Source organism: Nonomuraea sp. NPDC049646 (assembly GCF_044465525.1).
Classification (GTDB): domain Bacteria; phylum Actinomycetota; class Actinomycetes; order Streptosporangiales; family Streptosporangiaceae; genus Nonomuraea.
In genome coordinates this window covers 56,828-80,481 of sequence record NZ_JBITLU010000020.1, presented here as the reverse complement: position 1 = coordinate 80,481, position 23,654 = coordinate 56,828, and the positions used below count along the sequence as shown (strand labels likewise).

General features: G+C 73.0%; 20 protein-coding genes. 9 read left to right on the top strand and 11 right to left on the bottom strand.

Translation table 11 applies throughout. The features are described 5' to 3' along the window. The first annotated feature begins 44 nt into the window (after positions 1-44). The 7 genes from ACIBQ8_RS42505 (at position 45) to ACIBQ8_RS42475 (ending at position 8,275) form a co-directional block, all read left to right on the top strand. Positions 45-1,238: a cytochrome P450 gene (locus ACIBQ8_RS42505; RefSeq protein WP_397194944.1), complete on the top strand. Its 1,194-nt coding sequence runs from the start codon at positions 45-47 to the stop codon at positions 1,236-1,238. After that, the gene (locus ACIBQ8_RS42500; RefSeq protein WP_397170840.1) at positions 1,235-2,608 is read left to right on the top strand and encodes an acyl-CoA carboxylase subunit beta; all 1,374 of its coding nucleotides are present in this window, start codon (positions 1,235-1,237) and stop codon (positions 2,606-2,608) included. The genes ACIBQ8_RS42505 and ACIBQ8_RS42500 overlap by 4 nt, the downstream gene beginning before the upstream one ends. Positions 2,609-2,687: 79 nt before the next feature. After that, complete coding sequence (locus ACIBQ8_RS42495; protein ID WP_397170842.1) at positions 2,688-3,587, top strand: DUF6039 family protein; 900 nt, start codon at positions 2,688-2,690, stop codon at positions 3,585-3,587. Then, positions 3,584-5,320 (top strand): amino acid adenylation domain-containing protein, encoded by a 1,737-nt coding sequence (locus tag ACIBQ8_RS42490; RefSeq protein WP_397170843.1) that lies wholly within the window; start codon positions 3,584-3,586, stop codon positions 5,318-5,320. Before ACIBQ8_RS42495 ends, ACIBQ8_RS42490 begins: the two co-directional genes overlap by 4 nt. Before the next feature lie 4 nt (positions 5,321-5,324). Then, a complete protein-coding gene (locus ACIBQ8_RS42485) occupies positions 5,325-6,269 on the top strand; it encodes a chlorinating enzyme (protein WP_397194943.1) in 945 nt (314 codons plus the stop codon). An 82-nt stretch (positions 6,270-6,351) separates the two neighbouring features. Continuing rightward, the gene (locus tag ACIBQ8_RS42480) at positions 6,352-7,476 is read left to right on the top strand and encodes an alpha/beta fold hydrolase (protein ID WP_397194942.1); all 1,125 of its coding nucleotides are present in this window, start codon (positions 6,352-6,354) and stop codon (positions 7,474-7,476) included. A 124-nt stretch (positions 7,477-7,600) separates the two neighbouring features. Beyond that, positions 7,601-8,275: a Crp/Fnr family transcriptional regulator gene (locus ACIBQ8_RS42475; protein WP_397170847.1), complete on the top strand. Its 675-nt coding sequence runs from the start codon at positions 7,601-7,603 to the stop codon at positions 8,273-8,275. Positions 8,276-8,332: 57 nt separating this feature from the next. Here ACIBQ8_RS42475 and ACIBQ8_RS42470 read toward each other — a convergent pair whose 3' ends face one another. Then, on the bottom strand, positions 8,333-9,049 hold the full coding sequence (locus ACIBQ8_RS42470; RefSeq protein WP_397170848.1) for a PIG-L deacetylase family protein: 717 nt from the start codon (positions 9,047-9,049) through the stop codon (positions 8,333-8,335). 29 nt (positions 9,050-9,078) lie between these two features. Next, a complete protein-coding gene (locus tag ACIBQ8_RS42465; protein ID WP_397194941.1) occupies positions 9,079-9,771 on the bottom strand; it encodes a DUF899 domain-containing protein in 693 nt (230 codons plus the stop codon). A gap of 160 nt (positions 9,772-9,931) precedes the next feature. Here ACIBQ8_RS42465 and ACIBQ8_RS42460 point away from each other — a divergent pair, with 160 nt between their 5' ends. Further along, positions 9,932-10,447, top strand: coding sequence for a BlaI/MecI/CopY family transcriptional regulator (locus tag ACIBQ8_RS42460; RefSeq protein ID WP_397194940.1), 516 nt, complete (start codon positions 9,932-9,934; stop codon positions 10,445-10,447). Positions 10,448-10,457: 10 nt separating this feature from the next. On the opposite strand, the gene ACIBQ8_RS42455 is transcribed toward ACIBQ8_RS42460, so the two are convergent. From ACIBQ8_RS42455 to ACIBQ8_RS42440, 4 genes are read right to left on the bottom strand one after another with little or no spacing between them, the layout of a single operon-like run. Continuing rightward, on the bottom strand, positions 10,458-10,754 hold the full coding sequence (locus ACIBQ8_RS42455) for a hypothetical protein (RefSeq protein WP_397194939.1): 297 nt from the start codon (positions 10,752-10,754) through the stop codon (positions 10,458-10,460). A gap of 10 nt (positions 10,755-10,764) precedes the next feature. Next, positions 10,765-12,897 (bottom strand): hypothetical protein, encoded by a 2,133-nt coding sequence (locus ACIBQ8_RS42450; RefSeq protein WP_397194938.1) that lies wholly within the window; start codon positions 12,895-12,897, stop codon positions 10,765-10,767. Further along, on the bottom strand, positions 12,894-14,474 hold the full coding sequence (locus ACIBQ8_RS42445; protein WP_397194937.1) for a peroxidase family protein: 1,581 nt from the start codon (positions 14,472-14,474) through the stop codon (positions 12,894-12,896). The genes ACIBQ8_RS42450 and ACIBQ8_RS42445 overlap by 4 nt, the downstream gene beginning before the upstream one ends. A gap of 2 nt (positions 14,475-14,476) precedes the next feature. Next, positions 14,477-15,769, bottom strand: coding sequence for a cytochrome P450 (locus ACIBQ8_RS42440; protein ID WP_397170855.1), 1,293 nt, complete (start codon positions 15,767-15,769; stop codon positions 14,477-14,479). 216 nt (positions 15,770-15,985) lie between these two features. Here ACIBQ8_RS42440 and ACIBQ8_RS42435 point away from each other — a divergent pair, with 216 nt between their 5' ends. Further along, positions 15,986-16,951 carry an acyl-CoA desaturase gene (locus tag ACIBQ8_RS42435; protein WP_397194936.1) on the top strand — a complete coding sequence of 322 codons (966 nt, stop codon included), beginning with the start codon at positions 15,986-15,988 and terminating at the stop codon, positions 16,949-16,951. 34 nt (positions 16,952-16,985) lie between these two features. Here the strand turns inward: ACIBQ8_RS42435 and ACIBQ8_RS42430 are convergent, their stop codons facing one another. Genes ACIBQ8_RS42430 through ACIBQ8_RS42410 form a run of 5 tightly spaced genes read right to left on the bottom strand, consistent with a single transcriptional unit; the run spans position 16,986 to position 23,542 of the window. Further along, positions 16,986-19,607, bottom strand: a complete 2,622-nt coding sequence (locus tag ACIBQ8_RS42430) for a family 78 glycoside hydrolase catalytic domain (RefSeq protein WP_397194935.1) — start codon at positions 19,605-19,607, stop codon at positions 16,986-16,988. After that, entirely contained in the window at positions 19,604-20,593 is a 990-nt protein-coding gene (locus ACIBQ8_RS42425) for a serine hydrolase domain-containing protein (protein WP_397194934.1), read from the bottom strand. The genes ACIBQ8_RS42430 and ACIBQ8_RS42425 overlap by 4 nt, the downstream gene beginning before the upstream one ends. Further along, positions 20,590-21,408 (bottom strand): carbohydrate ABC transporter permease, encoded by an 819-nt coding sequence (locus ACIBQ8_RS42420; protein ID WP_364412031.1) that lies wholly within the window; start codon positions 21,406-21,408, stop codon positions 20,590-20,592. Before ACIBQ8_RS42420 ends, ACIBQ8_RS42425 begins: the two co-directional genes overlap by 4 nt. Continuing rightward, entirely contained in the window at positions 21,405-22,259 is an 855-nt protein-coding gene (locus ACIBQ8_RS42415; protein ID WP_397170859.1) for a carbohydrate ABC transporter permease, read from the bottom strand. The genes ACIBQ8_RS42420 and ACIBQ8_RS42415 overlap by 4 nt, the downstream gene beginning before the upstream one ends. After that, entirely contained in the window at positions 22,253-23,542 is a 1,290-nt protein-coding gene (locus ACIBQ8_RS42410) for an ABC transporter substrate-binding protein (protein ID WP_397170860.1), read from the bottom strand. Before ACIBQ8_RS42410 ends, ACIBQ8_RS42415 begins: the two co-directional genes overlap by 7 nt. Between the last annotated feature and the right edge of the window lie 112 nt (positions 23,543-23,654).

Genomic DNA, 23,654 nt, shown 5'->3' with positions numbered 1-23,654 from the left:
ACAGTTGAGCAGACGCGGGCGGGCGCGCGGGCGAGGCTGCTGGCATGGACTCCTACCCCATCCCCAGGACGTGCCCGCTGGATCCGCCGTCCGAGTACCGGGACCTGCAGGCGGGGCGGCCCATCACGCGCGTCCGGCTGGACTTCGACGGGAGCGACGTCTGGCTGGTGACGCGGTACGAGGACGCCCGCGCCGTGCTCGGCGACGCCCGGTTCAGCTCCGACTTCGCCACCCCCGGCTTCCCGGCCCGGCTCACCTCGCAGCCTCCGGGGCCGGGCACCTTCATCAGGATGGACCCGCCCGACCACTCGCGGCTGCGCCGCCTGCTGCTGCCGGAGTTCAACCGCAGGCGGGTCGACGCGCTGCGCCCGGCCATCCGGCGCATCACCGAAACGCTCGTCGACGAGATGGCCGCCCAAGGGCCGCCCGCCGACCTGGTCCAGACGCTGGCCCTGCCGCTGCCGTCCCAGGTCATCACCGAGCTGCTCGGGGTGCCGTACGAGGACCGCGACTACTTCCACGAGACCACCAAGGTCATCGGCGACCGCAACGTGGAGCCCGAGCAGCGCATGAAGGTCCGCGAGGACCTTCGCCACTACCTGGAGCGGCTGGTCGCCGAGCGCGAGCAGCGGCCCGCCGACGACCTGCTCAGCCGCCTGGGCGCCCACCGCGAGGCGGCCAAGGTCAGCAGGGAGGAGGTCGTCGGCATCGCCACGCTGCTGATGGTGGCCGGCTACGAGACCATCGCCAACCAGATCGGCGTGGGCACCGTGGCGCTGCTGGAGAACCCCGAACGCCTGGCCGAGCTGCGCGAACGCCCCGAGGCGCTGCCCGCGGCCATCGAGGAGATCATCCGCCACCAGACCGTCATCGACTACGGCGCCCGCCGCGCGGCCACCGCAGACGTCGAGGTCGGCGGCCGGCTGATCAGGAAGGGCGAGGGCGTGGTCGTCGTGCTGGCCGCGGCCAACCGCGACGAGGAGGTGTGGGACGACCCGGACCGGCTGGACTTCGGCCGCTTCGGCGACCTGGCCGAGCGGCAGGAGCACCTGTCCTTCGGCTTCGGCATCCACCAGTGCATGGGCCAGCTCCTGGCCCGCGCCCAGCTGGAGATCGCCTGGTCCACGCTGTTCGCCCGGCTCCCGGGCCTGCGCCTCGCGGTGCCGCTGGACCAGGTGCCCTTCCGCTCCGACATGTTCGTGTACGGCGTGCACGCCCTCCCGGTGACCTGGGGATGAACCGCGACCCGCGGGACCGGGTCCGCGCGCTCTTCGACCCCGGGACCGTCCGGCCGCTGCCCGGCGACGACGGCTGCGGCGTGCTCGCCGCCCGAGGCGGCATCGGCGGCGGACCGGCCGTCGCCTACGCCACCGACCCCGGCCGGATGGGCGGCGCGATGGGCGCCGAGGGCTGCGCCCGCATCGTCCGGGCCATCGACCTCGGCGTCCGGGAGCGGGCGCCCGTCGTCGGGCTGTGGCACTCCGGCGGCGCCCGGCTGGGCGAGGGCGTCACCGCGCTCGACGGCGTGGGCCAGGTGTTCGCCGCGATGGTCCGGGCCTCCGGCGCCGTCCCGCAGATCTCCGTCGTGCTCGGCCCGGCCGCCGGCGGCGCGGCCTACGGCCCGGCGCTCACCGACGTGGTGATCATGAGCGAGAGCGGGCGCGTCTTCGTCACCGGCCCGGACGTCGTCCGCAAGGTCACCGGCGAGGACGTCGACATGGAACGGCTCGGCGGCCCCGACCCGCACAGCAGGCGCAGCGGCCTGGCCCACCTCACCGCCCCGGACGACGAGGGCGCCATCGCCGCCGCCCGCCGGATCACCACCCTGCTCGGCGGCCAGGGCGAGCTGCGCCCCTGGGAGGCCCGCGACGACCCCGAGCTCGGCGGCCTGCTCCCCGACCGCGCCAGGCGCGCCTACGACGTGCACCCCGTCGTCGCCCGGCTGCTCGACGGCCCCGGCGAGGAGCTGCACCCGAAGTGGGCGCCCAACCTCGTCACCACGCTCGGCCGGCTGACCGGCAGGACCGTCGGCGTCATCGCCAACAACCCGCTGCGCAAGGGGGGCTGCCTCGACGCGGCGGCGGCCGAGAAGGCCGCGCGGTTCGTCCGCATGTGCGACTCGCTCGGCGTGCCGCTCGTCGTGCTCGTGGACGTCCCCGGCTACCTGCCCGGCGTCCGGCAGGAGTGGGACGGCGTGGTCCGGCGCGGCGCCAAGCTGCTGCACGCCTTCGCCGAGGCCGTCGTGCCCCGGGTGACGCTCGTGCTGCGCAAGTCCTACGGCGGCGCGTACGTCGCCATGAACTCCCGCGCCCTGGGCGCCTCCGCGGTCTACGCCTGGCCCACCGCCGAGGTGGCCGTCATGGGCGCCGAGGCCGCCGTGGACATCCTGCACCGCAGGAAGCTGCGCGACGGCCCGCGGGACGGGCGCGAGGAGCTGCGCCGCCGGCTCGTCGCCGAGCACGAGCGCGAGGCCGGCGGCGTCGGCAAGGCCGTCGAGATCGGCGTCGTGGACGAGGTGATCGAGCCCGCCGGCACCCGGCGGCGGCTCGCCGAGGCCCTGCTCAAGGCCGTGCCGCTGCGCGGCGACCACACCAACATCCCGCTGTGAGACCCCTGCTCACTTTTGAGCAGGCAGCACGGCGGCCCCTCATTAGCGTGACGAACAAGCCGACAGACGGAGTGGAACGATGACCAACCCGAATCCCGTCATCCCGCCGGCCGAGCAGCAGACCTCGGTGCCCGCGGCGGATCTGATCAACTCGGCCACGGCCGGCGTGATCGTCGAGCGGACCGCGCAGGTCAGGAACGGCTCCCACGCCAAGGGGCGCAAGTTCGCCCGGATGATGGCCGAGATGGTGACCGCCAAGCAGGTGGGAGTCGCCAGCGTCTTCCTGTACGAGGAGACGTTCGGGACCAAGGACCGGCTGCACTGGCTGATCCACCTCAGCTCGCTGCACGCCTACGAGCAGATGGTGCACATGGGCACCTCCGACGGCGAGTACCGCGACAACACCGCCGAAAGCGGCTGGGACGAGATCTTCGTCGACGGCAGCATGACCGAGACCGTGCTGCTGCCGCAGTTCTGGGGCATGTACGGCACCGCGGTAGACGGCGAGCGCGAGAAGCAGTCCAAGGTCTACCTGGAACAGGGTGAGATCACCGGCCTGCCGGGCGCCCGCGAGCAGGTGCCGCAGCCCTACGAGCAGCTCGTCCACTCGGGCAACTGCGGCCTGCTGCTGCACCGCACCGCCCAGCTCGACTACGACTTCCGGTCCGAGGGACGCACGTTCGCCCGCGAGGCCGCCGAGTCCATCAACGAGAACCTGCCCGGCGAGGCCACCGTTTTCGTCTACGAGGAGGCCTTCGGCGCGGCCGACCGCATCCACTGGCTGATCCACATGAAGTCGCTGAGCACCTACTACAAGGTCCTGGCGCTGCACGTGAAGGACGAGAAGGTGCGGGACCTGTACTTCCAGCAGCGCATCGCGCCCGAGCGCGGCGGCGGCACCTGGGCCAGGATGTTCGTGCCCGGCAGCATGACCGACACCGGGCTCACCCCGCACCACTGGGGGATGTACGCGACATGACCGGCCGCTGCCTGCACGAGATCTTCGCCGAGCGCGCCGCGAAGGCCCCCGACCGGATCGCCGTGACCTGCGGCGCCGAGGAGATCACCTACGGAGACCTGGACGCCCGGGCCGACCGGCTGGCCTGCCTGCTGCAGGCCGCGGGGACCGGCCCCGGCGTGCTGGTGGGGCTGTGCGCGGACCGCGGCATCGACCTGGTGGCCGGGCTGCTCGCGATACTCAAGGCGGGCGGCGCGTACGTGCCGATCGACCCCGGCTACCCGGCGGGGCGGATCGCGTACCTGCTGGAGGACAGCGGGGTCGGCACCGTCGTCACCACGTCGGACGTGGCCGCCCGGCTGGACGGCGTGCTGCCCGGCCAGGTCGTGCTCGCCGACGCCGAGCCGCCCGAGGGACGCCCCGCGGCCACGGCCCGCGACGAGGACCTGGCCTACGTCATCTACACCTCCGGCTCGACCGGCGCGCCCAAGGGGGTGCTGGTCGAGCACCGCAACGTCGTGCGCCTGCTGGAGCGGACCGAGCAGTGGTTCGGCTTCGGCGACGACGACGTCTGGACGCTCTTCCACTCCGTCAGCTTCGACTTCTCGGTGTGGGAGCTGTGGGGCGCGCTGCTGTACGGCGGCCGGCTGGTGATCGTCCCGGCCGAGGTGGCCAGGTCGCCGGAGTCGCTGCGCCGGCTGCTGGTGGCGGAGGGCGTCACCGTGCTCAACCAGACGCCCTCCGCGTTCCGGCACCTGGTGGCGGCCGACGCCCGGCAGGAGGAGCCGTCGCCGTACCGGCTGCGCCGGATCGTCTTCGGCGGCGAGCGGCTGGACGTCGAGCTGCTGGCCCCGTGGATCGACCGCTACGGCGACGAGCACCCGCAGCTCGTCAACATGTACGGCATCACCGAGACCACCGTCCACGTGACCTACCGCCGCATCCGCGCGGCCGACCTCGGCCACCCGGAGCTGAGCCCGATCGGCGTGCCCATCCCGGACCTGCGCCTCGACGTGCTCGACGAGCACGGCCGCCCGGCCGTCACCGGGAACCTGCACGTCTCGGGCCCCGGGCTGGCCCGCGGCTACCTCGACCGGCCCGAGCTGACCGCCGAGCGGTTCAGGGTCGCGCCGGACGGCGGGCGCCGCTACGACTCCGGCGACGTCGTCACCCGCCTGCCCGGCGGCGAGTACGCCTACCTCGGGCGGTCCGACGACCAGATCAAGGTCCGCGGGTTCCGCCTGGAGCCCAGGGAGATCGAGCTGTGCCTCCTCGGCCATCCGGGGGTCGCCCACGCGGTGGTGGCCCACCGCGACTACGGCGAGGGCGACGTGCGGCTGCTGGCCTTCGTCGTGCCGGACGGCGATCCGGGGCCGGACCTGATCGACCAGCTCACCGAGCGGGCCGCGAGCCGGCTGCCGGCGCACGCCCGCCCGTCCACCTACCACATCGTGTCGGAGATCCCCATGACGCCGCAGGGAAAGGCGGACCGCGCCGCTCTGGCCAGGTCCGCGCAGGCATCGTCGGCCGCCAAGGTCGTGCAGCGCATCGCCGAGGACGTGCTCGAACGCGACGAGGTGCCACCCCGGGTGGACCTGTTCGACCTGGGCGCGACCTCGCTGGCGATGACCCGCATCATCGCCCAGGTGAACGAGCGCTTCGGGCTGGAGCTGACGGGACGCGAACTGGAGGAGGAGGCGTCGGTCGCCGCCCTGGCCTCCTGCGTCGAGGAACGACTGACCGTGAGGGGATAGACCCATGCACGAGACCACCGTCCGGGGCGAGTACTCGATGACCCCCGAGGAGCTGAAGAGCTTCCACACCCAGGGCTACTTCGGCCCGTTCAAGGTCTACGAGATCGACGAGATGCGCCAGAACTGGCGGCGCGAGCGCATGCGTCTCATGGACCGCAGCAACGCCGTCTACCGCGACGACGCCGCCTCCGGCAACACCAACATCTCCAACTACGACCGGCACCTGGACTCGGCCTTCCTGGCCGACCACATCAGCCGGCCGCAGATCGTGGACCGCGTGGTCAGCGTGCTCGGCCCTGACGTGCTCTGCTGGCGCACCGAGTTCTTCCCCAAGTACCCCGGGGACGAGGGCACCGACTGGCACCAGGCCGACACCTTCGCCAACGCCTCCGGCAAGCCGCAGATCGTCTGGCCGGAGGCGGAGGAGTTCGGCGGCACGATCACCGTCTGGACCGCCTTCACCGAGGCGAACGAGGACACCGGGTGCCTGCAGTTCATCCCCGGCACCCACGAGACGATGTTCTACGACGAGACCAAGCGCATGCACTACGACCCCAACAAGATCAACCAGGAGGACAAGGACGGCGTCCGGCGCGGCTTCTTCGGCTACGACTACCGCGACCTGCAGATCGACCCCGACTGGAAGCCCGACGAGTCCCAGGCCGTCTCCATGGTGATGAGGCCGGGCGAGGCCATCCTGTTCTGGTCGACGCTCATGCACGCCTCGCTGCCGCACCGGGGCCTGACCGACGAGATGCGCCTGGGGTTCGCGGCCCGGTACGTCCCGACCAAGGTGGACGTCTACCCCGACACCGACGAGATCGAGGAGTACGGCGGCCGGGTCAGCCTCGACCGGTACGGCGCCGTCCTGGTCACCGGGCAGAACACCAACCCGCACAACAGGATCGCCACGGCCACCACCACCGGCCACCCCTTCACCACCCGGTGAGGCCCGCCGTGACCTCTCCCCGCCCACGGCGCGCGGCGACCCGCGCGTCCTCCCGCCACCCACGGAATGCGGTGATCATCTCGTGGCCGCCGAACTGAGACGTCTGACCCGGGCCGTGCAGGACGCGCGGCCCCTGGTGGACGTCCTGCGGCATCCGGTGCGCCTGGCCGGCCCGCCCGGCCTCGCCTCCCTCCTGGGCCGTGTGACCCGACGGCTGGGCGCACCGGAGTTCGCCCTGACCGACCACGACTCGCTCGACACCTTCGAACGCCTGGTCAGCGACCATATCGCGCTCCGCGACGGCATGGGCGAGGACCTGTCGCCGGCCGTCGTGGACGAGGTCGTGGACGCCGCGGCGCGGGACGGCTTCGAGGGGCTGTGCACGCGCGAGGAGGTCGTGCCGGCGGACGGAGGCCCGCCGCTGCCCGCCTACGCGGCCGGCGACCCGCGGTCCCCGGCCGTCGTGATCGTGGCCGCCTGCGGCATGCCGGCCCGCCTGTGCGAGCAGTGGATGCGGTTCCTGTCCCGCACCCATCACGTCCTGACCTGGGAGACCCGGGGGTTGTTCGGGCAGGCCCCCCCGGCGGAGCCGGACGTGGGGGTGACGGCCCAGGCCGGCGACCTCTTCGCGGTCATGGACCATTTCGGCGTCCGGCGCGCGCACCTGATGTGCCTGTGCGGCGGAGCCGTCATCGGCCTGGCCGCCGCGCATCTCCACCCCGATCGGGTCGATTCGCTCAGCCTGTGGCACGGCGACTTCGCCGCCGTGAAGGGCGCCGACCGGACCCACCACCAGCAGAACCTGGTGGGGCTCATGGAGATGGCCGCGACCGGCCCCGACCGGGCCGCCGCCATCCATCCCGTGCTCTGCCAGACGATGCTCTCCTCGGTGCCGCCCGACCTGGCCCACCTGGTGGTCTACCCGTACGCGACGCCCGAGCTGCTGCACCGCTACTGCCGCCTGAACGGCGAGATCATGACGACGGACGTGAGCCCCTGGCTGGCCGGGATCGACCGGCCCGTCCTGGTGGTCTCCAGTCATGACGACGAGACCGCCCACCCGGCGGGGTCGAAGGCCGTGGCGGCGGCGCTGCCGGACGCCGTCCTGCATCTGCGGGCGCACGGCGACCACATATCGCTGTTCAAAGGTGACCCGGAGTTGATGGATATGGCCCGGGACTTTATTGACTCCGCAGCGGCCCGATAACGGCCGAAATCCGCTTCCAGGCAATTCTTCGGACATTTCAGAGAATTGTGGGGCAGCTTGTTAATCAGTCGATTGATGGGTAGGGGCAACGACGACATGAAATGAATTCCGAGGGGCGGGGTAAATGAAGTCATCGGACGCTGCGCAACTGAGAGCCGGGCTCCGCTCCTTCATCTCCCAGGAAACGTCGGGCGCCTGCTCGATCCGGGTGCCGAGACGCGCCAACATCTACAACTGCGGCCAGCGCGACAGCAACATCTACGTGATCGAGAGCGGCCAGATCAAGACCCAGATGTACGCGCGCTGCGGCAAGGAATGCCTGCTCTCGATCTTCACCGCCGGCGACATCTTCGGTGAGTCCTCCCTGCTCGGAGCCGAGCGCAACGAGACGGCCACCGCCATGCGGACCACCTGGGTGCGCCGCATCCCGGCCGCCCGCTTCCGCGCCGCCATGGCCGAGAACGAACTCATGGACGGATTCATCGACTATCTCGCACTACGCCTGCGGGAACAGCAGGAAGTGATCGCGACAATGGTCACGATGGACAGCGAGCAGCGCCTGGCCTCCGTTCTCCTGCGCTTATCGAGAAAGATCGGTAAGCGCCGTGCCCCGAATGTGCGGGCCATCGAGGAACGCATCACCCAGGAAGAACTCTCCGGCATGGTCGGCACCACCCGCTCGCGCGTCGGATTCTTCCTCAAGCGATTCAAGGACGCCGGCCTGGTCCTGCCCACCTCGGACCCGTTCCTGGTCGTGGACGAGGAACGCCTGGCCGAGTACGTCGACGAGGTCAACTGACGGCCGGCGAGCCGCCCCCGGCCCGGTCCGCGCGCGGCGGGCCGGGCCGGGCGGCGTTCAGCAGGAGATCAGCTCGAACGGCACCGCCGGCCGGCCGCCGAACCGCTGCCCCGCGGCGTTCACGAACCCCTCCAGCGGCACCCGGGCCCCGCCCGGCGGCACCCCCAGCGCCGACAGGTACGCCGCGTGCGCCTCGACCGAGGCCAGCGCCGCGTCCAGGTATCCGGTCACGTCCACCGCGTGCGTCGGGTGGACGGAACCGGCGATGGCCACGTACTTGACGCCGCCCCACGGCTCGGCGCCGGCGTCGGGCAGGATCCAGCGGTTGCCCGCGTCGAGGACCGCGTCCAGCACGGCCCGGCCGGTGACGCGGTGGTCGGGGCTGTTCCACTTCCCGGTGAAGGTGAAGTCGTGGTGGTTGAAGGTGATCACCAGCTCGGGCCGGTGCCGGCGCAGCGCCGCCACCAGGTCGTGCCGGAGCCGGGGTGAGTGCTCGATCCCGCCGTCGGGATGGTCGAGGAACTCCACCGACGAGACGCCGACGATGGCGGCGCTCGCCCGCTGCTCCTCCTCCCGCACCTTGCGCGCCTGGTCCGGCGGCATCGAGTCGATGCCCGCCTCGCCGCGGGTGAGCAGGAGGTAGCCGACCTGCTTGCCGGCCCCGGTCCAGGCGGCCACGGCGCCGGCGCTGCCGAACTCCATGTCGTCGGGGTGGGCCACGACGGCCAGTGCTCTCGTCCAGTCATCGGGCATGGGCTGTAAGTCGTCCGTCATGTCCTTCCCCCTGACATGCAGGAAGATCGCTAAACCTGATCGTCCGGCCCGTAGCGGCGGGCGATCTCCTGGGAGGAGGGCCAGCGGCTGTAGGCCGGCGAGCGCGGCCAGCCGTCGGGGGAGTCCTGCCACTCCTCCTGCCGCCCGTACGGCAGCAGGTCGATCAGCGCGAAGGTGTGCGTGAGCTGCTCGGTGCCCCGGCCGTCGGTGTGCCAGGTGCGGTACACCGCGTCGCCGTCGCGCAGGAACACGTTCACGGCGAAGCCCGCGCCGGGCGGCGCGCCGACGTCGGCCCCGAACGGGCTGCCGGCCGTCGAGTACCAGGGCATCCGGTTGCCGACCCGCCGCCTGTAGGCCAGGGCCTCGTCGATCGGGCCCTGGGTGACGACGACGAACCGCGCGTCGTAGTCGTCCAGGAACTCCAGGCGGGTGAACTGCGCGGTGAACCCCGTGCACCCCGGGCACTGCCACTCCTTGCCGGGGAACCACATGTGGTTGTAGACGATCAGCTGCCGCCTGCCCGCGAAGACGTCGGCCAGCCGGATCGGCCCGTCCTCGCCCTCCAGGACGTAGTCGGGCATCCGCACCATCGGCAGGCGACGGCGCTGGGCGGCGATGGCGTCGAGCTCGCGGGTGGCGGCCTTCTCCCTGGCCCGCAGCTCGTCGAGCCGGAGCCGCCAGGTCTCGGCGTCGACGACGGGCGGTAGTGCGTTCGCGCTCATGGTCCCTCACTGATCGGTCGCTGCTTGCGATGCACGGGGACAGACCCGCCGCGCCCGCGAAACTCATCGGCCCGCCCGCCTCCCGCCGAGACCGCCCGGATCAGCCGGTGACTCCCGGCGGTAGCCTTCTCCCTCGGGTGGAACCCGGGAGGGGGCGCGGATGAGACTCGGCAATCTCGAACGGTCGGTCATGGAAGCCCTGTGGCGGCATCCCCAGGGCCTGTTCGCCCACGACCTCGCGGCCGGCCTGCCCTCCGAGCCCGCCGTCACGACGGTCCTGACCGTGCTGATGCGCCTGGCGAACAAGGGCATGGTCGCCCGCGAGCGGGTCGGCCGGGCCCACCTCTACAAGGCCACCGCGGACAAGGACGCCTTCGTCGCCGAAGCCATGCGCGCGGCGCTGGCGGAGGCCGGCGACGTGGTGACGGCGGGCTTCGCGGGCCCGGCGGACGGCGACGATATCCTGGGCGGCACGCCCGGAAAGAGGTGCCCTGTGTACGAGATCGTGGCCGCTCTCGCGCCCCCCGTGGTGGTCGGCGGAGCCTTCATCGTCGGCGTCGTCCACCTGGTGCGCGCCGAAGCGCGGGCCAAGGCCGCCGAAGGCCGGGCCGCGCGCGAGCGGGCGGCGGCCCCGCCCGAGCCGGGAGGGCAGCCGGAGCCGCGGGCCGACGGCTGACCCCGCGCCGCTACCGGCCGGGCCCGTCGCGACCGGGCCGCTCGGTGCGGGCGGCCCCCGTCCGCTCGGCGCCCGCCTCGGCCGCGTAGCGGAGCAGGTGGCGGGCGGCGGCCTCCAGGTCGGCGGCGGCGGTCAGGCACGCCGCCAGATGGGCGGTCACCGCCGCGCGCAACCAGGCAGGCGTCCCGTCGCCCGCCTTCAGACCTGCCTCGACGGCGCGCAGCCGCTCGGCGCAGGCGGCGAGGGCGCGGGCGTCCGCGCGCAGGACTTCGGCGTGCGCGACGATCGCCGCGATCGGGGCGGACATGGCTCCTCCGTCAGCCCGTCGGCACCGGGACGGCGGCGTCCCGGAGCGTCCGGCGGGTGGTGGCCGACAGGCACAGCAGCGGGCGGGCGCCGTCGAGGCCCAGCTCGCGCAGCCGATCGGCCAGCGGGTGGGCCGACCCCGGCTCGACGGCCAGCCGCAGCGACGGCGCCGCGTGCAGCCGGGCCCGCCCGCGGGCGCGGACGTGGGACCGCAGCACCGCGCCGGCCTCCCGGGCGTAGCCGACCAGGCCGGGATCGGGCAGCGGCAGGCCGGGGCCGAGCCGCCCGCGCAGCGTGAGGATCCGGTCGGCGGCGAGGTGCGCGGACCGCGGGCCGAGCCGCAGCTCCAGAGCCGTCAGGCCGGTCTCGCCGCCCCACAGCCGCGCCCCCAGGCCCTGGACGACCGCGCTGTCGACCGCCGAGCCGACGAGGAAGACGCCGCAGCGGCGCACGTCCGCGCCCCGCAGCAGGTCGGGAAGGAGACGCAGGCCCCGCCATGGCGGTCGGAACGGCCCCGGCACGACGACGCCGACCTGCAACTCCGCGTAGTCGCCCACGCCGGTGCGCAGGTTCCGGGCGGCGTGCACGACGACCAGCGCCCGCCCCGCCACCCGTACGACGGGACCGAGCCCCGTGCCCTCCAGCAGCCCCGCCACCGCCGCCGGGCTGACGGCGAAGCAGGCCGTGAGCGCCTCGCCGGCGCGGCCCCTGATCGGCAGCCCGACGCCCCCCTCGGGCCCGCCGACCGGCACGGCCGGGAAGGGCGACCGCTCCGGGCCGGGCGGACGGTCGAACAGCAGGTACGCCTGCGAGCGCACGACCCGCCCCCGGTACGGGGCGAGCCGCTGCTCGATGTGGTCGCGGGCCTCGGGCAGGTCGTCGGTGAGGTTGGCGAGGTAGCGCTCGACGCTGTGGCATTGCGGGAACATGTGGGTGGAGTCGCTGTAGTCCACCACGTACCAGCCGGGGTGCAGGTCGAAGCAGGTGCCGGCGCCCTGCCCGTCGAGGGTGGGGATGATGTCGTGCTGGTTGGTGACGCTGGCCACCCAGGTGCGCGGGTCGGCGGGGCGTTTGAAGTCGACGGGCGAGCCGACGGCCACGGCGTGCGTGACCGTGTGCCGGGCGCAGAAGCCGGGGTCCTGGGCCAGGTTCATGATCGCCGCCCCGCCCGCGCTGTGCCCGACGAGCGCCAGTTCGGCGCCCGGCGGCGGCCCGTAGTCGGCGACGGCCTGTGCCAGGGCGCGGCTGTAGGGGCTGGCGGCCAGGACGGCGCTGCTGAACGCGCCCAGCAGGTCCTGGGGCGACTCGCCGTCGGGACGCCCGAGCCGCATGCCCGGCGCGTGCAGGACGTGGCGGATCACGCCGTCCGGGCCCTCGACGCTCTGGAGGAGGGCCCGGCCGGTGGTGCCGATCGTGCTGATGTTGGACAGGAAGCCGAGCAGCGACCCTTGCGCGCACAGCCGGGCGGACTCGGCCGCGCTCAGCTCGACCCGGCGCGCGGCGCCGTCCCCGACGTCGAGGACGGCGATCGCCCTGTTGCTCACGCCGAGGAGCGGATCGGCGGTGGCGAAGCCCCGTCCCGTCGCGATGAGCCAGGCGGCGGCGTCGTTGAGCGGGTTCTCGTCCAGCAGCGCGCGCAGCGCCAGGACCTCGCCGAAGACCGGCGCGAGCTGGCTCAGCGCGCGCACCGCGCCACGGTCCTTGAGCAGGGCGCGCAGGGCCCGCACGGCCTCCACGTCGCGGTCGGCGGCGGCCGCCTCGATGAGCCGGGCGAGCATGGGATCGTCGGTCAGCTCGGGATGGGCGACCGCCACCGCCGCCACGCGCAGCCGCAACGACGTGGCCAGCACCCGCACGGCCAGGCTCTCGGCCCCCAGCATGGCGCCGGCCTTGGCGGCCGCGGTCGCCAGCCGGCCGCCGGCGAACGAGCAGCCGAGGCCGCGGCCGTTCGTCGTGGCCCGCAGCAGCGCGCGGTAGGCGGGCCGGGCCGCCGAGGGGGCGCGCGGCACGGCGCGCAGCAGCGCGTCGTCGGTCAGCGCGGCCGTGGCGTGCGAGGCCGCGCCGTGGATCGTGACCGCGATGTCCACCAGCTCCCGGGCCAGGGCGCGCAGGGGCCCGGCGGCCGGGTCGTCGCCGCCGGTCACGGCCGGGCCCGCCGGGACATGCTGACGAAGCGGGGGGCCGGGTCCTCGGGCGTGTTGCGGCGCAGCACGTCCGCGAGCGTGCGCGTGGCCGCGATGACGCGCAGGCCCTGGGGGGAGAACGTGGCGGCGTTGAAGATCCGCGGCGCCAGCAGCGGGTTGGTGAGCGCCTGGGAGAAGGCGTCGATGGCGATGATCTTGGTCAGCAGCGGCGGCAGGATCGCGTCGGGGGAGCCGGGCTCCTCGGCGAACAGCCCGACGTACAGGTCGACGTCGTCGACGTCGCGGTAGAGGTCGCGCAGCGCGCCGCTGACCCGCCGGTCGCCGGTGATCTGCTCGAAGGCGCGCACCCGGGGGAAGCGGCAGTGCTCGCGGTAGCCGTTGTACGGCGCCAGGCCGAGCGCCCGGGAGTCGGCCAGGCTGGCCACGTCGATCTCACGCAGCACCGGGTCGGTGTTGAACAGGCCGATGCGGCCGGCGCGCTGGCGGGAGGCGTCCTCGAACAGCCGCCCGAGACCGGGCCCGGGGATCAGCGAGCCGGCGAAGAAGGTCTCGGCCATCGGCAGCTCCCGCCCGGCCACCGACAGCCGGGACGGGACCAGGCTGTGCCAGCGGTAGACGAGGTTGAACTCCACGGAGGCCCAGTTCTGCCGGTGCCAGGCCGCGCGGTCGAGCCGCGTCGCCAGCCACGGGTCGAGGGCGAACCGGAAGTGGTAGGGGGTGATGTGGTTGATGTACTCCTCGACGACCAGCTTGATCAGCAGCACGATGAGGACGTTGCGGGCGGTCTGGAACAGCCGTTCGTCGTCCCAGCGCGGGTTCTCCCGGGCCAGCAGCCGCGCCACCCGGTTGTGCTCGCGCAGGAACAGCACCGTGAGCATGGTGAAGCCGATCTGGCCGTTGCCCCGGTCGCTGCCGGTGGCGAACAGCGTGTCGCGCTGGGCGTCGGAGAGCGTGTCGAAGCGGATGACGCGCAGCGGGGCGAACTCCGGCTTGATCTTGCCGTTCTCGCACAGGTAGGGCGGGAACTCGCCGCCGCCGAGCGACTGGCTCTTGAGCAGCCCGCCGTCGAAGGCGCGCAGCGCGGCCGTCGCCGCCTCGTCGAGGCCGTAGACCTGGTTGAGGTCGATGTGGTGGTTGGAGCTGTTCTTGCGCGGGTCGCGCGGGACGTTGACGTCGCCGCGCAGGAAGCCATCGGTGAACCACTGGGCGAAGTACGCGAACAGCACCGTGGAGCGCGGGCACGGGATCATGGACTCGCCGCGGGCGAACAGGTCGGCGGCTCTTTCCGGCGTGGGCAGCCGCTCTTCGGGGACGGCGACCGGAGGCAGGTGCCTGCCGCTGTAGGTGCGGTCGGTCAGGGAGGCCCACGAGGTGTAGTCGGCCATGGTGCTCAGCGGCTCGGGGCGCGGCGGCATCTCGCGGATCGCGTGGTCGATCAGCGAGGCGTTGATCCGGCGCCGCACCGGGCGGCTGCTCTGCAGCAGGTCCCAGAGGGCCCGGCCGTGGGTCAGGGCCAGGAACCGCAGGCGGTTGGACAGGCCGTCCGTGGCGATGCTGCGTGCTCGGCTCGCCGCCATCGTCAGCCTTCCCGCACGCCGGCGCCGAGCCCGAGCGCGAAGGCGTCGGGGAAGATCCCGAGCGACCGCTCCACCCGGCCTTCCGGCGGCGGCAGCAGCCGCACGCCCGGACGCAGCAGCAGCCGGCGCACGGTCTCGGCGATCACCACCCCGGCCACGTGCACGCCGAGGCAGGCGTGATGACCGGAGCCGAAGAACAGCCGATGGTGACGGGGACGGTCGAGGCGGAACTCGCCGGGCTCCGGCACCACGGCCGCGTCGAACATGGCCGAGGCCGGCGCCGCCAGCACGAACGTGCCCGCCGGGATCACCGTGCTGCGCGGCGTGCCGGCGGCCAGCACGTGGTCGCGCTCGCACAGCCGGGGAAGCAGCTTGAAGAACGGGCTGAACCGCAGCGCCTCCCAGACGTAGGGGTCGAACCGCTCGGGATCGCCGGCGGCGGCCGTCGCCTCGGCCAGCTCCCGCGGGCGCAGCAGGAGCTGCTCGACCGCCTCGGCCATGGCCCCCGGCGCGCTCTCCACGAAGCCCAGCGGCAGCCCGGCCATGTTGATCACGATGCGGTCGTCGGAGACGCCGGGCAGGGACGCCCGCACCAGGCGGGCGAAGACGTCGTCGGGCAGGTCGCGCCCGGCGCGCAGCGCGGCCCGGTGCTCGGCGAGCAGGTCGCGCAGGTATCCGACCAGCTCGGCGCCCGCCTTGACGGAGGCCGCCTGGAGCTCGGGGTCGCCGAGGAAGTTGGCGAAGCCGTCGGCGACGATGGCCCGCGTCCAGTGGCCCAGGGTCTTCGGGGCGGGGCCGGGAACGCCGAAGTACCGCGCGCACACGCCGAGGGCGACCGGGCGGAACAGCCCTTCGACCGCCTCCAGGCGCCCGCCCGGCTCGGCGGCGTCGAGCAGCTCGTCGGCCAGGCGGCCGGTCAGCTCGCGCACGCCGGCCGCGTCCTGCGGGGCGAGCATGAGCTGCATCAGGCCCTTCTCCCGCCAGTTCATCGGCGTGGCGTCCCGGCCCAGCATGAACGGGGCGCCCAGCGCGGCGTCGAGGCGGGGACCGAAGGCGCGTACGGAGAAGACCTGCTCGTGGGCGAGCACCTCGGCCACGTCGGCGAAGCGGGTCACGACCGTGAAGGCCGGGGTGACGAAGATCGGACGCCGCTCGCGCAGCTCGGCGAACAGGTTCCGCCAGTCGGTCCGCATCCACTCCCGGACCAGGCCGAACGCCGATATCGGGTCTTTGGCCAGCGCCTGGTCGTACCTCTCCAGATAGCCGCCCGTGGTCGCCTGATCGACAGCACCCATTCGTGGACCTTCCGCCTGATATCGGAGCGCACAGGGATGATCACTTTGCGCAATCACAATCTAGGGAGGCGTCACAGCCTTTCTTCATGACAACCGAGTGCATTGTTTTGGTGCCTCACGGTAATGACTCCGTCACTGTCAGGACATTGCCGCAGTCCATGGGCCTGGTCATTGAATAAGGAGCCTGATCGACCCGTACCGCTCATGGGAGGAAACGTGACGTCACCCCTGCCGCAGCCGGGCACGGCGGAGACGGTGACGGTCACCACCGGCCGCCGCACCGCCTATCTGGTCGTCCTGGTCGTCCTGCCCGCGCTGCTGCTGGCCCTCGCGGTGCCGGCGGCCTGGGGCTGGGGCATCGGCCCGCGCGACCTGGCCATCGCGGTCGTGATGTACCTGGTGAGCATCTTCGGCATCGCCATCGGCTACCACCGCCTGTTCACCCACCGCGCCTTCAGGGCCAGCCGGGCGCTGCGGATCGCGCTCATGCTGGCCGGCGGCATGGCCGTCGAGGGCCCCCTCACGCTGTGGGCCGCCGAGCACCGCCGCCACCACAAGTACGCCGACCGCGAGGGCGACCCGCACTCGCCGTGGCGCTACGGCGACAGCGGCCCGGCCCTGCTGCGCGGCATGCTGCACGCCCACATCGGCTGGTTCTACACGGCCCGCAAGCGCTCCAGCCGCCGGCACTGGGTGCCCGACCTGCTGGCCGACCCGGACGTGCGCCGCTTCGACGCCGCCTACCCGGCGGTCGTGCTGCTGTCGTTCGCGCTTCCGGCCGCCGCCGGCGGGCTCTGGTCGATGTCGTGGGCGGGGGCGTGGAGCGGGCTGCTGTGGGGCGGCCTGGTCCGCTACGCCGTCGTGCACCACGTCACCTGGTCGGTGAACTCGATCGCCCACACCTTCGGCGACCGCCCGTTCCGCACCAGGGACCGGTCGTCCAACGTGTGGTGGGTGGCGATGCTGACGCTCGGCGAGGGCTGGCACAACTGGCACCACGTCGACCCCACCTGCGCCCGGCACGGCGTGCTCAAGGGCCAGCTCGACCCCAGCGCGCGGCTGATCCGCTGGTTCGAGCGGGCGGGCTGGGCCCACGCCGTGCGCTGGCCGACCGCGGACCGCCTCACAGCCCGCCGCGCCGAGCGCGGCTCCGGTTCTGTCACCGACTCCGTCCCCGACTGAGCGCCGGGCGCGCGGAGGCGCCCGGCCCCCCGGCTCACCGGCCCAGGTCGTCCCACTCCTGGAGCAGGTGGGCGGTGGCGGCGGCGGGGGCGGTGAACGACCAGCGGCCCGGCGGCAGGTCGAGGGCGCAGCCGCCGTCGGCCAGCCTGGTGGTCGGCAGTTGCTCGCCCAGGCCCATGAGGAAGGTGCCGTTGACGGTCATCCCGTCCCAGGCGCCGCGTACGGGCAGCACCGCGCGGGCGGTCACGCCCTCCGGGACGGCGAAGGTGAACTGGACCCCGTCGGGCCCGGCCCGCCAGCCCGACTCGACGGCCCCCGACGCGCTCGCGTACCGGGCGTGCGCCTGCCGCAGCAGCGGCACGGGGCCCGGACGCAGCAGCAGCTCGCCGAACCCGCCGCCCGTCCCGCGCGGGTCGTCGCCCAGGCCGGCCACGTGCCGGAACAGCCAGTCGCCCACGCAGCCGTAGGCGTAGTGGTTGAAGGAGTTCATGGCCGGCGTCTGCAGGCCGTGCCGGTGGTGCCAGGCGTCCCAGCGTTCCCACATGGTCGTCGCCCCGGCGCGGAGCTGGTAGCGCCACGACGGGTAACCCTCCTGGTTGAAGATCCGGCACGCCAGGTCGTGGTGGCCGGTCTCCGACAACACGGGCAGCAGCAGGGGGGTGCCGACGAAGCCCGTCATGAGCCGGTGCCCGTCGGCGCGGACCAGGTCGGCCAGCGCCCGAGCCGACCCGGCGCGGTCCTCAGGCCGGACGAGATCCCAGGCCAGGGCGACGGCGTAGCCGGTCTGCGTCTCGGTGCGCAGCCTCGGGCCGTCGAGGAAGGCCAGCCGGAAGGCGTCCGACACGCGGGCGGCGGCCTCGTCGTACTCGGGGCCGTGCGGCTCGCCGAGCACGGCGGCCGCGTGCGCGATCAGGCGGAGGCTGCGGGCCAGCGCGGCGGTGGCGATGAGGCTCCTGGGCGTCTCCACCGTGCCGGGGGCCAGCCAGTCGCCCAGCGCCCGGCCCGGACGCAGGCCGTCGTCGGACTGCGCCAGGCAGTAGGCGGCCCAGCGCCGCATCGGGTCGTACGCGCGGCGCAACGTGCGGTCGTCGCCGTAGCGCCGCCACAGCAGCCACGGCACCTCGACCAGCGCGTCGGACCAGACGGGGGAGTCGTAGCCGTACTCGGGCAGCACCGGCGCGACGTGCGGGACGGCGCCGTCGGCCCGCTGCCCGTCGATCAGCGTCGTCACCCAGCCGGACAGGAACGCCTGCGTGTGCCGCAGGAAGCTGAGCGTCGAGCCGAACACCGAGATGTCGGCCGTCCAGCCGGTCCGCTCGTCGCGCTGGGGGCAGTCGGTCGGCACGCTGACCAGGTTGCCGTCCGCCGACGCGCCGATGTTGGCGACGAGCTGCCGCACGGCGGGGTCGCTCACGGTCAGCGAGCCGGTGACGGCGAGCGCGGACGACAGCAGCACTGCCTCCAGGTCGTCCGGCCTCAGCGCGCCCGGCCAGCCGGTGACCTCCGCGTAGCGGAACCCGTGCAGGGTGAAGGCGGGCTCCACGACGTGTGATCCGGCGTCGAGGACGAACTCGTCACGCTGGTCCGCGGTGCGCAGGTTGTCGGTGTAGAGCCGCCCGGTCGCGGTCAGCTCCTCCCCGTGCCGCACGACGATCCGCACGGGCCCCGGCGCGTCCACGCGCAGCCGGACGCGCCCGACGACGTTCCGCCCGAAATCGGCCACCTGCACGCCCGGCGCGGGCTCGGTCACCGACACGGCGGGCACCGTGCCGATCACCCGGACCGGGGGAGCGGGGTCGGCCTCCACCAGGATCTCCGGCGCGGCGGTCGTCCCGGCCGGCCCGGTCCCTGCCGAGGGCGTCTGGACGGTCTCGCCCATCACCAGGTCGGCGCGCGGGCGGCCGAGGTCCCGCCGGGTCCAGGCGGCGTCCGTGGCGAACACGCGGCGCGGGCCGTCGTCGTCGCGCACGAGCACCTGGGCGCTGACCGCGGGCCGGTCGCCGTAGCGGCGCGGGCCGCCGCCGGCGACGTGACCGGCGTACCAGCCGGGGGCCAGCCACAGCTCCAGCTCGTTCTCGCCGGGCGCCAGCAGGTCCGTGAGCTCCAGCAGCCGGTAGCGCGTCCGGTGGCCGTAGTCGGTCCAGCCGGGGGCCAGCTCCTCCTGGCCCAGCCGGGCGCCGTTGAGCAGCGCCCGGTAGACGCCGAGCGCGGTGGCGGCCAGCCAGGCGCGTCCCGGCGCGGGCCGCCAGGTGAACGTCCCGCGCAGGCTCACCGCCGCCTCGGGATCGCCCGGCAGCCAGGGCGCGTCCCAGGCGCCGCGCGCCCGCAGGCCCGTGGTGAACGCGCCCGCCGCCAGCCCCTCAACCTCCCAGGTGTACGGCGTCAGCGGCCTCAGCAGGCCGTCCGGCACGTCCACGCCGTGCGACCCGGCGGGCACGGTGGACCGCCAGACCTCGCGCCCGTCCGCGGACAGCGCCACGGCGGCCTCCGCGGTCGTCCGGGCGTCCCACGACAGGCGGGGGGACGGCTCGTCCACGCCCACCGGGTCGGCCAGGCCGCACGTCAGGCCCGCCCGCGCGCCGGGCGGGGCCGGCCGGATGTAGGGCGTCTGCGCGCCCGAGACCTGCACGTCGAGCACCCCCGAGTTCCGGTTCACGCATCGAGCCCGGTGGTGAAGGCGTTGTGCAGGCCGTCGACGTCGACGCCGGACAGGCTCGGCGCCATCACGTTGATCAGCAGCACGAAGCACGCGTCCTGCTCCGGGTACATCCACCACTGGCAGCCCGAGGCGCCGCCGTGCCCGTACAGCCGCCGTTCCAGCAGGCCGGGGGCCGAGTGGCGCAGGTTCCAGGTGAGTCCCCAGTCCTGCCCGGCGTTGACCGGGTCGGGCTGGAGCTTGACCAGGCCCGTCGTCTGCGGGGTCGTCATGGCGGCCAGGGTGGTGGGGTGGATCAGCGCGCGGTCGCCGCGCAGCAGCGCCCCGCCCAGCGCCAGCAGGTCCTCGGCGCGGGAGAACAGCGCGCCCGCCGGGTGGCGGAGCCGGACGAACGCCTCGAAGTCGAAGCCGGGCCCGAGCAGTTCGAGGCCGTGCACCTCGGCCGCCGCGCACGCGGGGTCGAAGGTGATCCGCCCGCCGCCCGGCACCAGCGTGTTCAGGTCGGAGTCGACCAGCTCGGCCACGTCGCGCCCGGTGACGTCGCGGACCATCTCCGCGATCCCGGCGAAGGCCAGGTTGGAGTAGTGGCTGAGGGTGCCCGCCTCGAACAGCGACGGCGCGGTGAGGAGGTGCTCCACCAGGTCGTCGGGGGTCAGCGTCTGCTCGGCGATGCCGCTGGTGTGGGTCAGCAGGTGCCAGAGCGTCACGTCGGGACGGGCGAAGTTCGGCAGCACGTCCCGCAGCGGGCGGCGCAGCGACAACAGCCCGCGCTCGACCTGGCGCAGGGCCAGCAGGCCCATCAGCGGCTTGGTCACCGAGAACAGCGCGAAGTGGTCGTCGGTCCTGGTCTCGCGGCCGTCGTGGGCGCCGAACGCCTCCAGCACCTGGATCCCGTCGGAGGTCGCGGCGCCGAACACCGCGCACGGCAGCCGCCCCTCCTTGATCTCGCGCCTGACCCAGTCGAGCGCGATGTCGTGCGTGGTCATCCCTTCAGTGCACCTTCCGTGAGGCCGGCCAGGACGCGCTTCTGCGCGACGGCGTACACCGCCACCAGGGGCAGCGTGGTGAGCAGGACGTGGGCGAAGACGAGGTTCCAGTTCAGGCTCTGCAGGGTGCCGGAGGCGAACTGGAACAGGCTCAGCGGCAGCGTGGCGTTCGCGCTGCCCTGGAGCAGGAAGAGGGCGAAGAAGAAGTCGTTCCAGACGTTGATGATCAGGATCACGCCGCCGACGAACAGCACCGGCCGCAGCAGGGGCAGCAGGATGCGCACGAACACCTGCGGACGCGAGGCGCCGTCGATGGCGGCGGCCTGCTCCAGGTCCGGCGGGAACGCCCGGACGAACCCGGTGGCCAGGAAGATCACCACGCCCAGGCGGCAGCCGGTCATCGTCAGCACGTAGCCGAGCGAGCCGCCGTCCAGCGACAGGGCGCGCAGCAGGTAGACGGTCGGGATGATGGACGGCGGCAGCAGGATCGACAGCCCCATCACGAAGTAGGCCGCCTGCAGCCACCGCGACCGGCTGCGCCCGAACGCCCACGCCGCCGCCGCGCCGAGCAGCACCACGGCGATCACGATCGGCACGGTCACCTTGAGGCTGTTGAGCAGCCCGGTCAGGTAGCCGCCCCGGTCGAGCACGATGCCGTAGTTCTCGGCGATCGCCCACGTCCTGGGCAGGCCGAGGCCCAGCTCGGCGGCCTCGCCCGCGGGCTTGAAGGAGTTGACGACCACCAGCCAGACGGGCACGAGCACCCACGGGACCGCGAAGACCGTCAGCGCCGCGTACTTGAGCGCCGCTCTCATCCCGTCACCTCCCTGCGCCGCAGCCACCACACCAGGGGGACGGCGGTCGCGATCACCAGCAGCGTCACGGTGAAGCCCAGCGCGCTGGCCGAGCCGAAGAAGCCCTGTCCCCATTGCTGGCGCATCACCACGTTCAGGGCGCGCGTGTGGTCGCCGGGGCCGCCGCCGGTGGTGGCGGCGATGACGTCGTACGCGCTGAGCGCGCCCACCAGCGTGACCGCCACGTTGAAGGTCAGCGCCGGGGCGAGCATCGGGAACACCACCCGCCGCAGCCGGGTCCACGGGCCGGCGCCGTCCACGGTCGCCGACTCCAGCAGCGACTTCGGGATGGAGTTGAGGCCCGCGATGTAGACCAGGGTGATCAGCCCGCTCCACTTCCACGCGTCGATGAACGCGACCACCACCAGCGCGGTGGACGGTTCGCCCAGCCACGCCCACTCGATGCCGAGGAAGGAGTTGATCGCCCCGTCGGGGGCCAGCAGCCCGCGCCAGATGTAGCCGGCGGCCAGCGGCGAGATGAGCGTCGGCAGGAAGAACGCCGAGCGGAAGACGGTGTTGATCCCGCTGGTCCGCTGGAGGGCCAGGGCCAGCGAGAGGCTGACCGTGTTCTGGATCGCCATGCACAGGACCGCGTACAGCACGGTCACGGTGACCGCGTTGGCCAGCAGGTCCTGGTCGATCAGCGTGCGGACGTTCTCCAGCCCGTTCCAGGTGATCTCGGCCCGGAAGCTCGTCCAGGAGGAGAACGCGAACCGCACGTTGAGCAGGAACGGGGCGACGAAGAAGACCGTGACCAGCACGATCGCGGGCAGCGCCCACGGCAGCCAGGCCGCCCTGTTCCGCATCACCATCCGGGCAGCCCTGCCGCCTTGGCCGCCTGCTCGACCTGGCCCTGGAGCTGGGTCGCCGCCTTCTGCGGGTCCTTCTGGCCGGCGATCAGCTCGGACATGAGCTGGGCCAGGCCGCCCATGCCGGGGATGTCGGAGTTGAAGGCGATGACGGCGCCGGTGTCGTACGCCTTCTTGACGTCCTGCAGCACGGAGGAGACGCCCTGAGGGCCGGGCACGTCCTTGAGCACCGGGAAGGTCTTGGACGCGGTGATGTACTCGGCGTAGGCCGGGCCGGTCATGAAGCGCACGAAGTCGAGCGCGGCCTTCTCGCGTGCCGTGTCACCGGTCTTGGGCAGGTAGAACGTGCCGATCGGGCCGGGCGCGTAGGTCACCAGCGGCTTGTCGCTGGACAGGCCGACGAAGCCGACGGACTCGTCCACGGCCTTCTGGTCGCCGCCGGCGGCCGCGAGCAGGGCCGGGAGCATGTCGGAGTGCTGGGCGACCATGGCGGCCTCGCCGGTCACCAGGGCCTTCATCGAGTCCTCGAACTTGGCGGTGACGATGTCCTTGTTGAAGCAGCCGTCGGCCTTCAGCTTGGCGTAGGCGGTCAGTCCGGCGACGAAGGGCGAGCCGGGGTCGGCCAGCGTGCTGCTGTGGCCGGCGATGGCCTTGCCGTAGGCGTTGGCCTGGTTGGCGCCGGCCAGGTAGAGGATGGGCAGGATCTGCACGGGCCAGATCGAGCCGCCCGACTCGAAGACCGGCGTGACGCCGGCGGCCTTGAGCTTGGGGCAGGCGGCGGCCAGCTCGGTGAAGTTCGCCGGCGGGGTCAGCCCGGCCTTGGCGAAGACCTTCTTGTTGTAGTAGAGGCCGAAGACCTGGGGGAAACCGGTGATGGCGGCGTAGACCTTGCCGCCCACGGCTCCGGCGGCCTGGTAGAGGTCGCCGGACCTGGCGATGTACGCCTCGCCGGTCAGGTCGCGCAGGTTCTCGGCCGGGTTGAGGGCGAGCAGGCCGCTCACCGTCGCGTGGTACTCCAGGATGTCCGGGCGCTCGCCGGTGGCCCACTTGGTCTGGGTGGTGTCCTCGAAACCGTCGGACGGGATGGACACGAGCTCGATCTTGTGGCCCGACTGCTTCTCGAACTTCTTGTACATCTCCAGCAGCGGCGCCGGATCCGCGCTGTTGTGCCAGAGGGTCAGCTTCACCTGGCCGGTCCCCTCCGGGGCGGCGGACCCGCAGCCGGAGAGGGACAGGGCGAGGACGGCGCCAATCGCCGCGCCGAGCGGACGAGATGGTGCTCTCACGCTCGTGCTCCTGTTCATGTGGGGGGGGAGAATGTGTAGAACGTTCTACGGCAAGATCGAAACCTCCGTCAAGGGGTGGACCTGAGGAGTGGGGGAGGACTAGCCTCTGCTT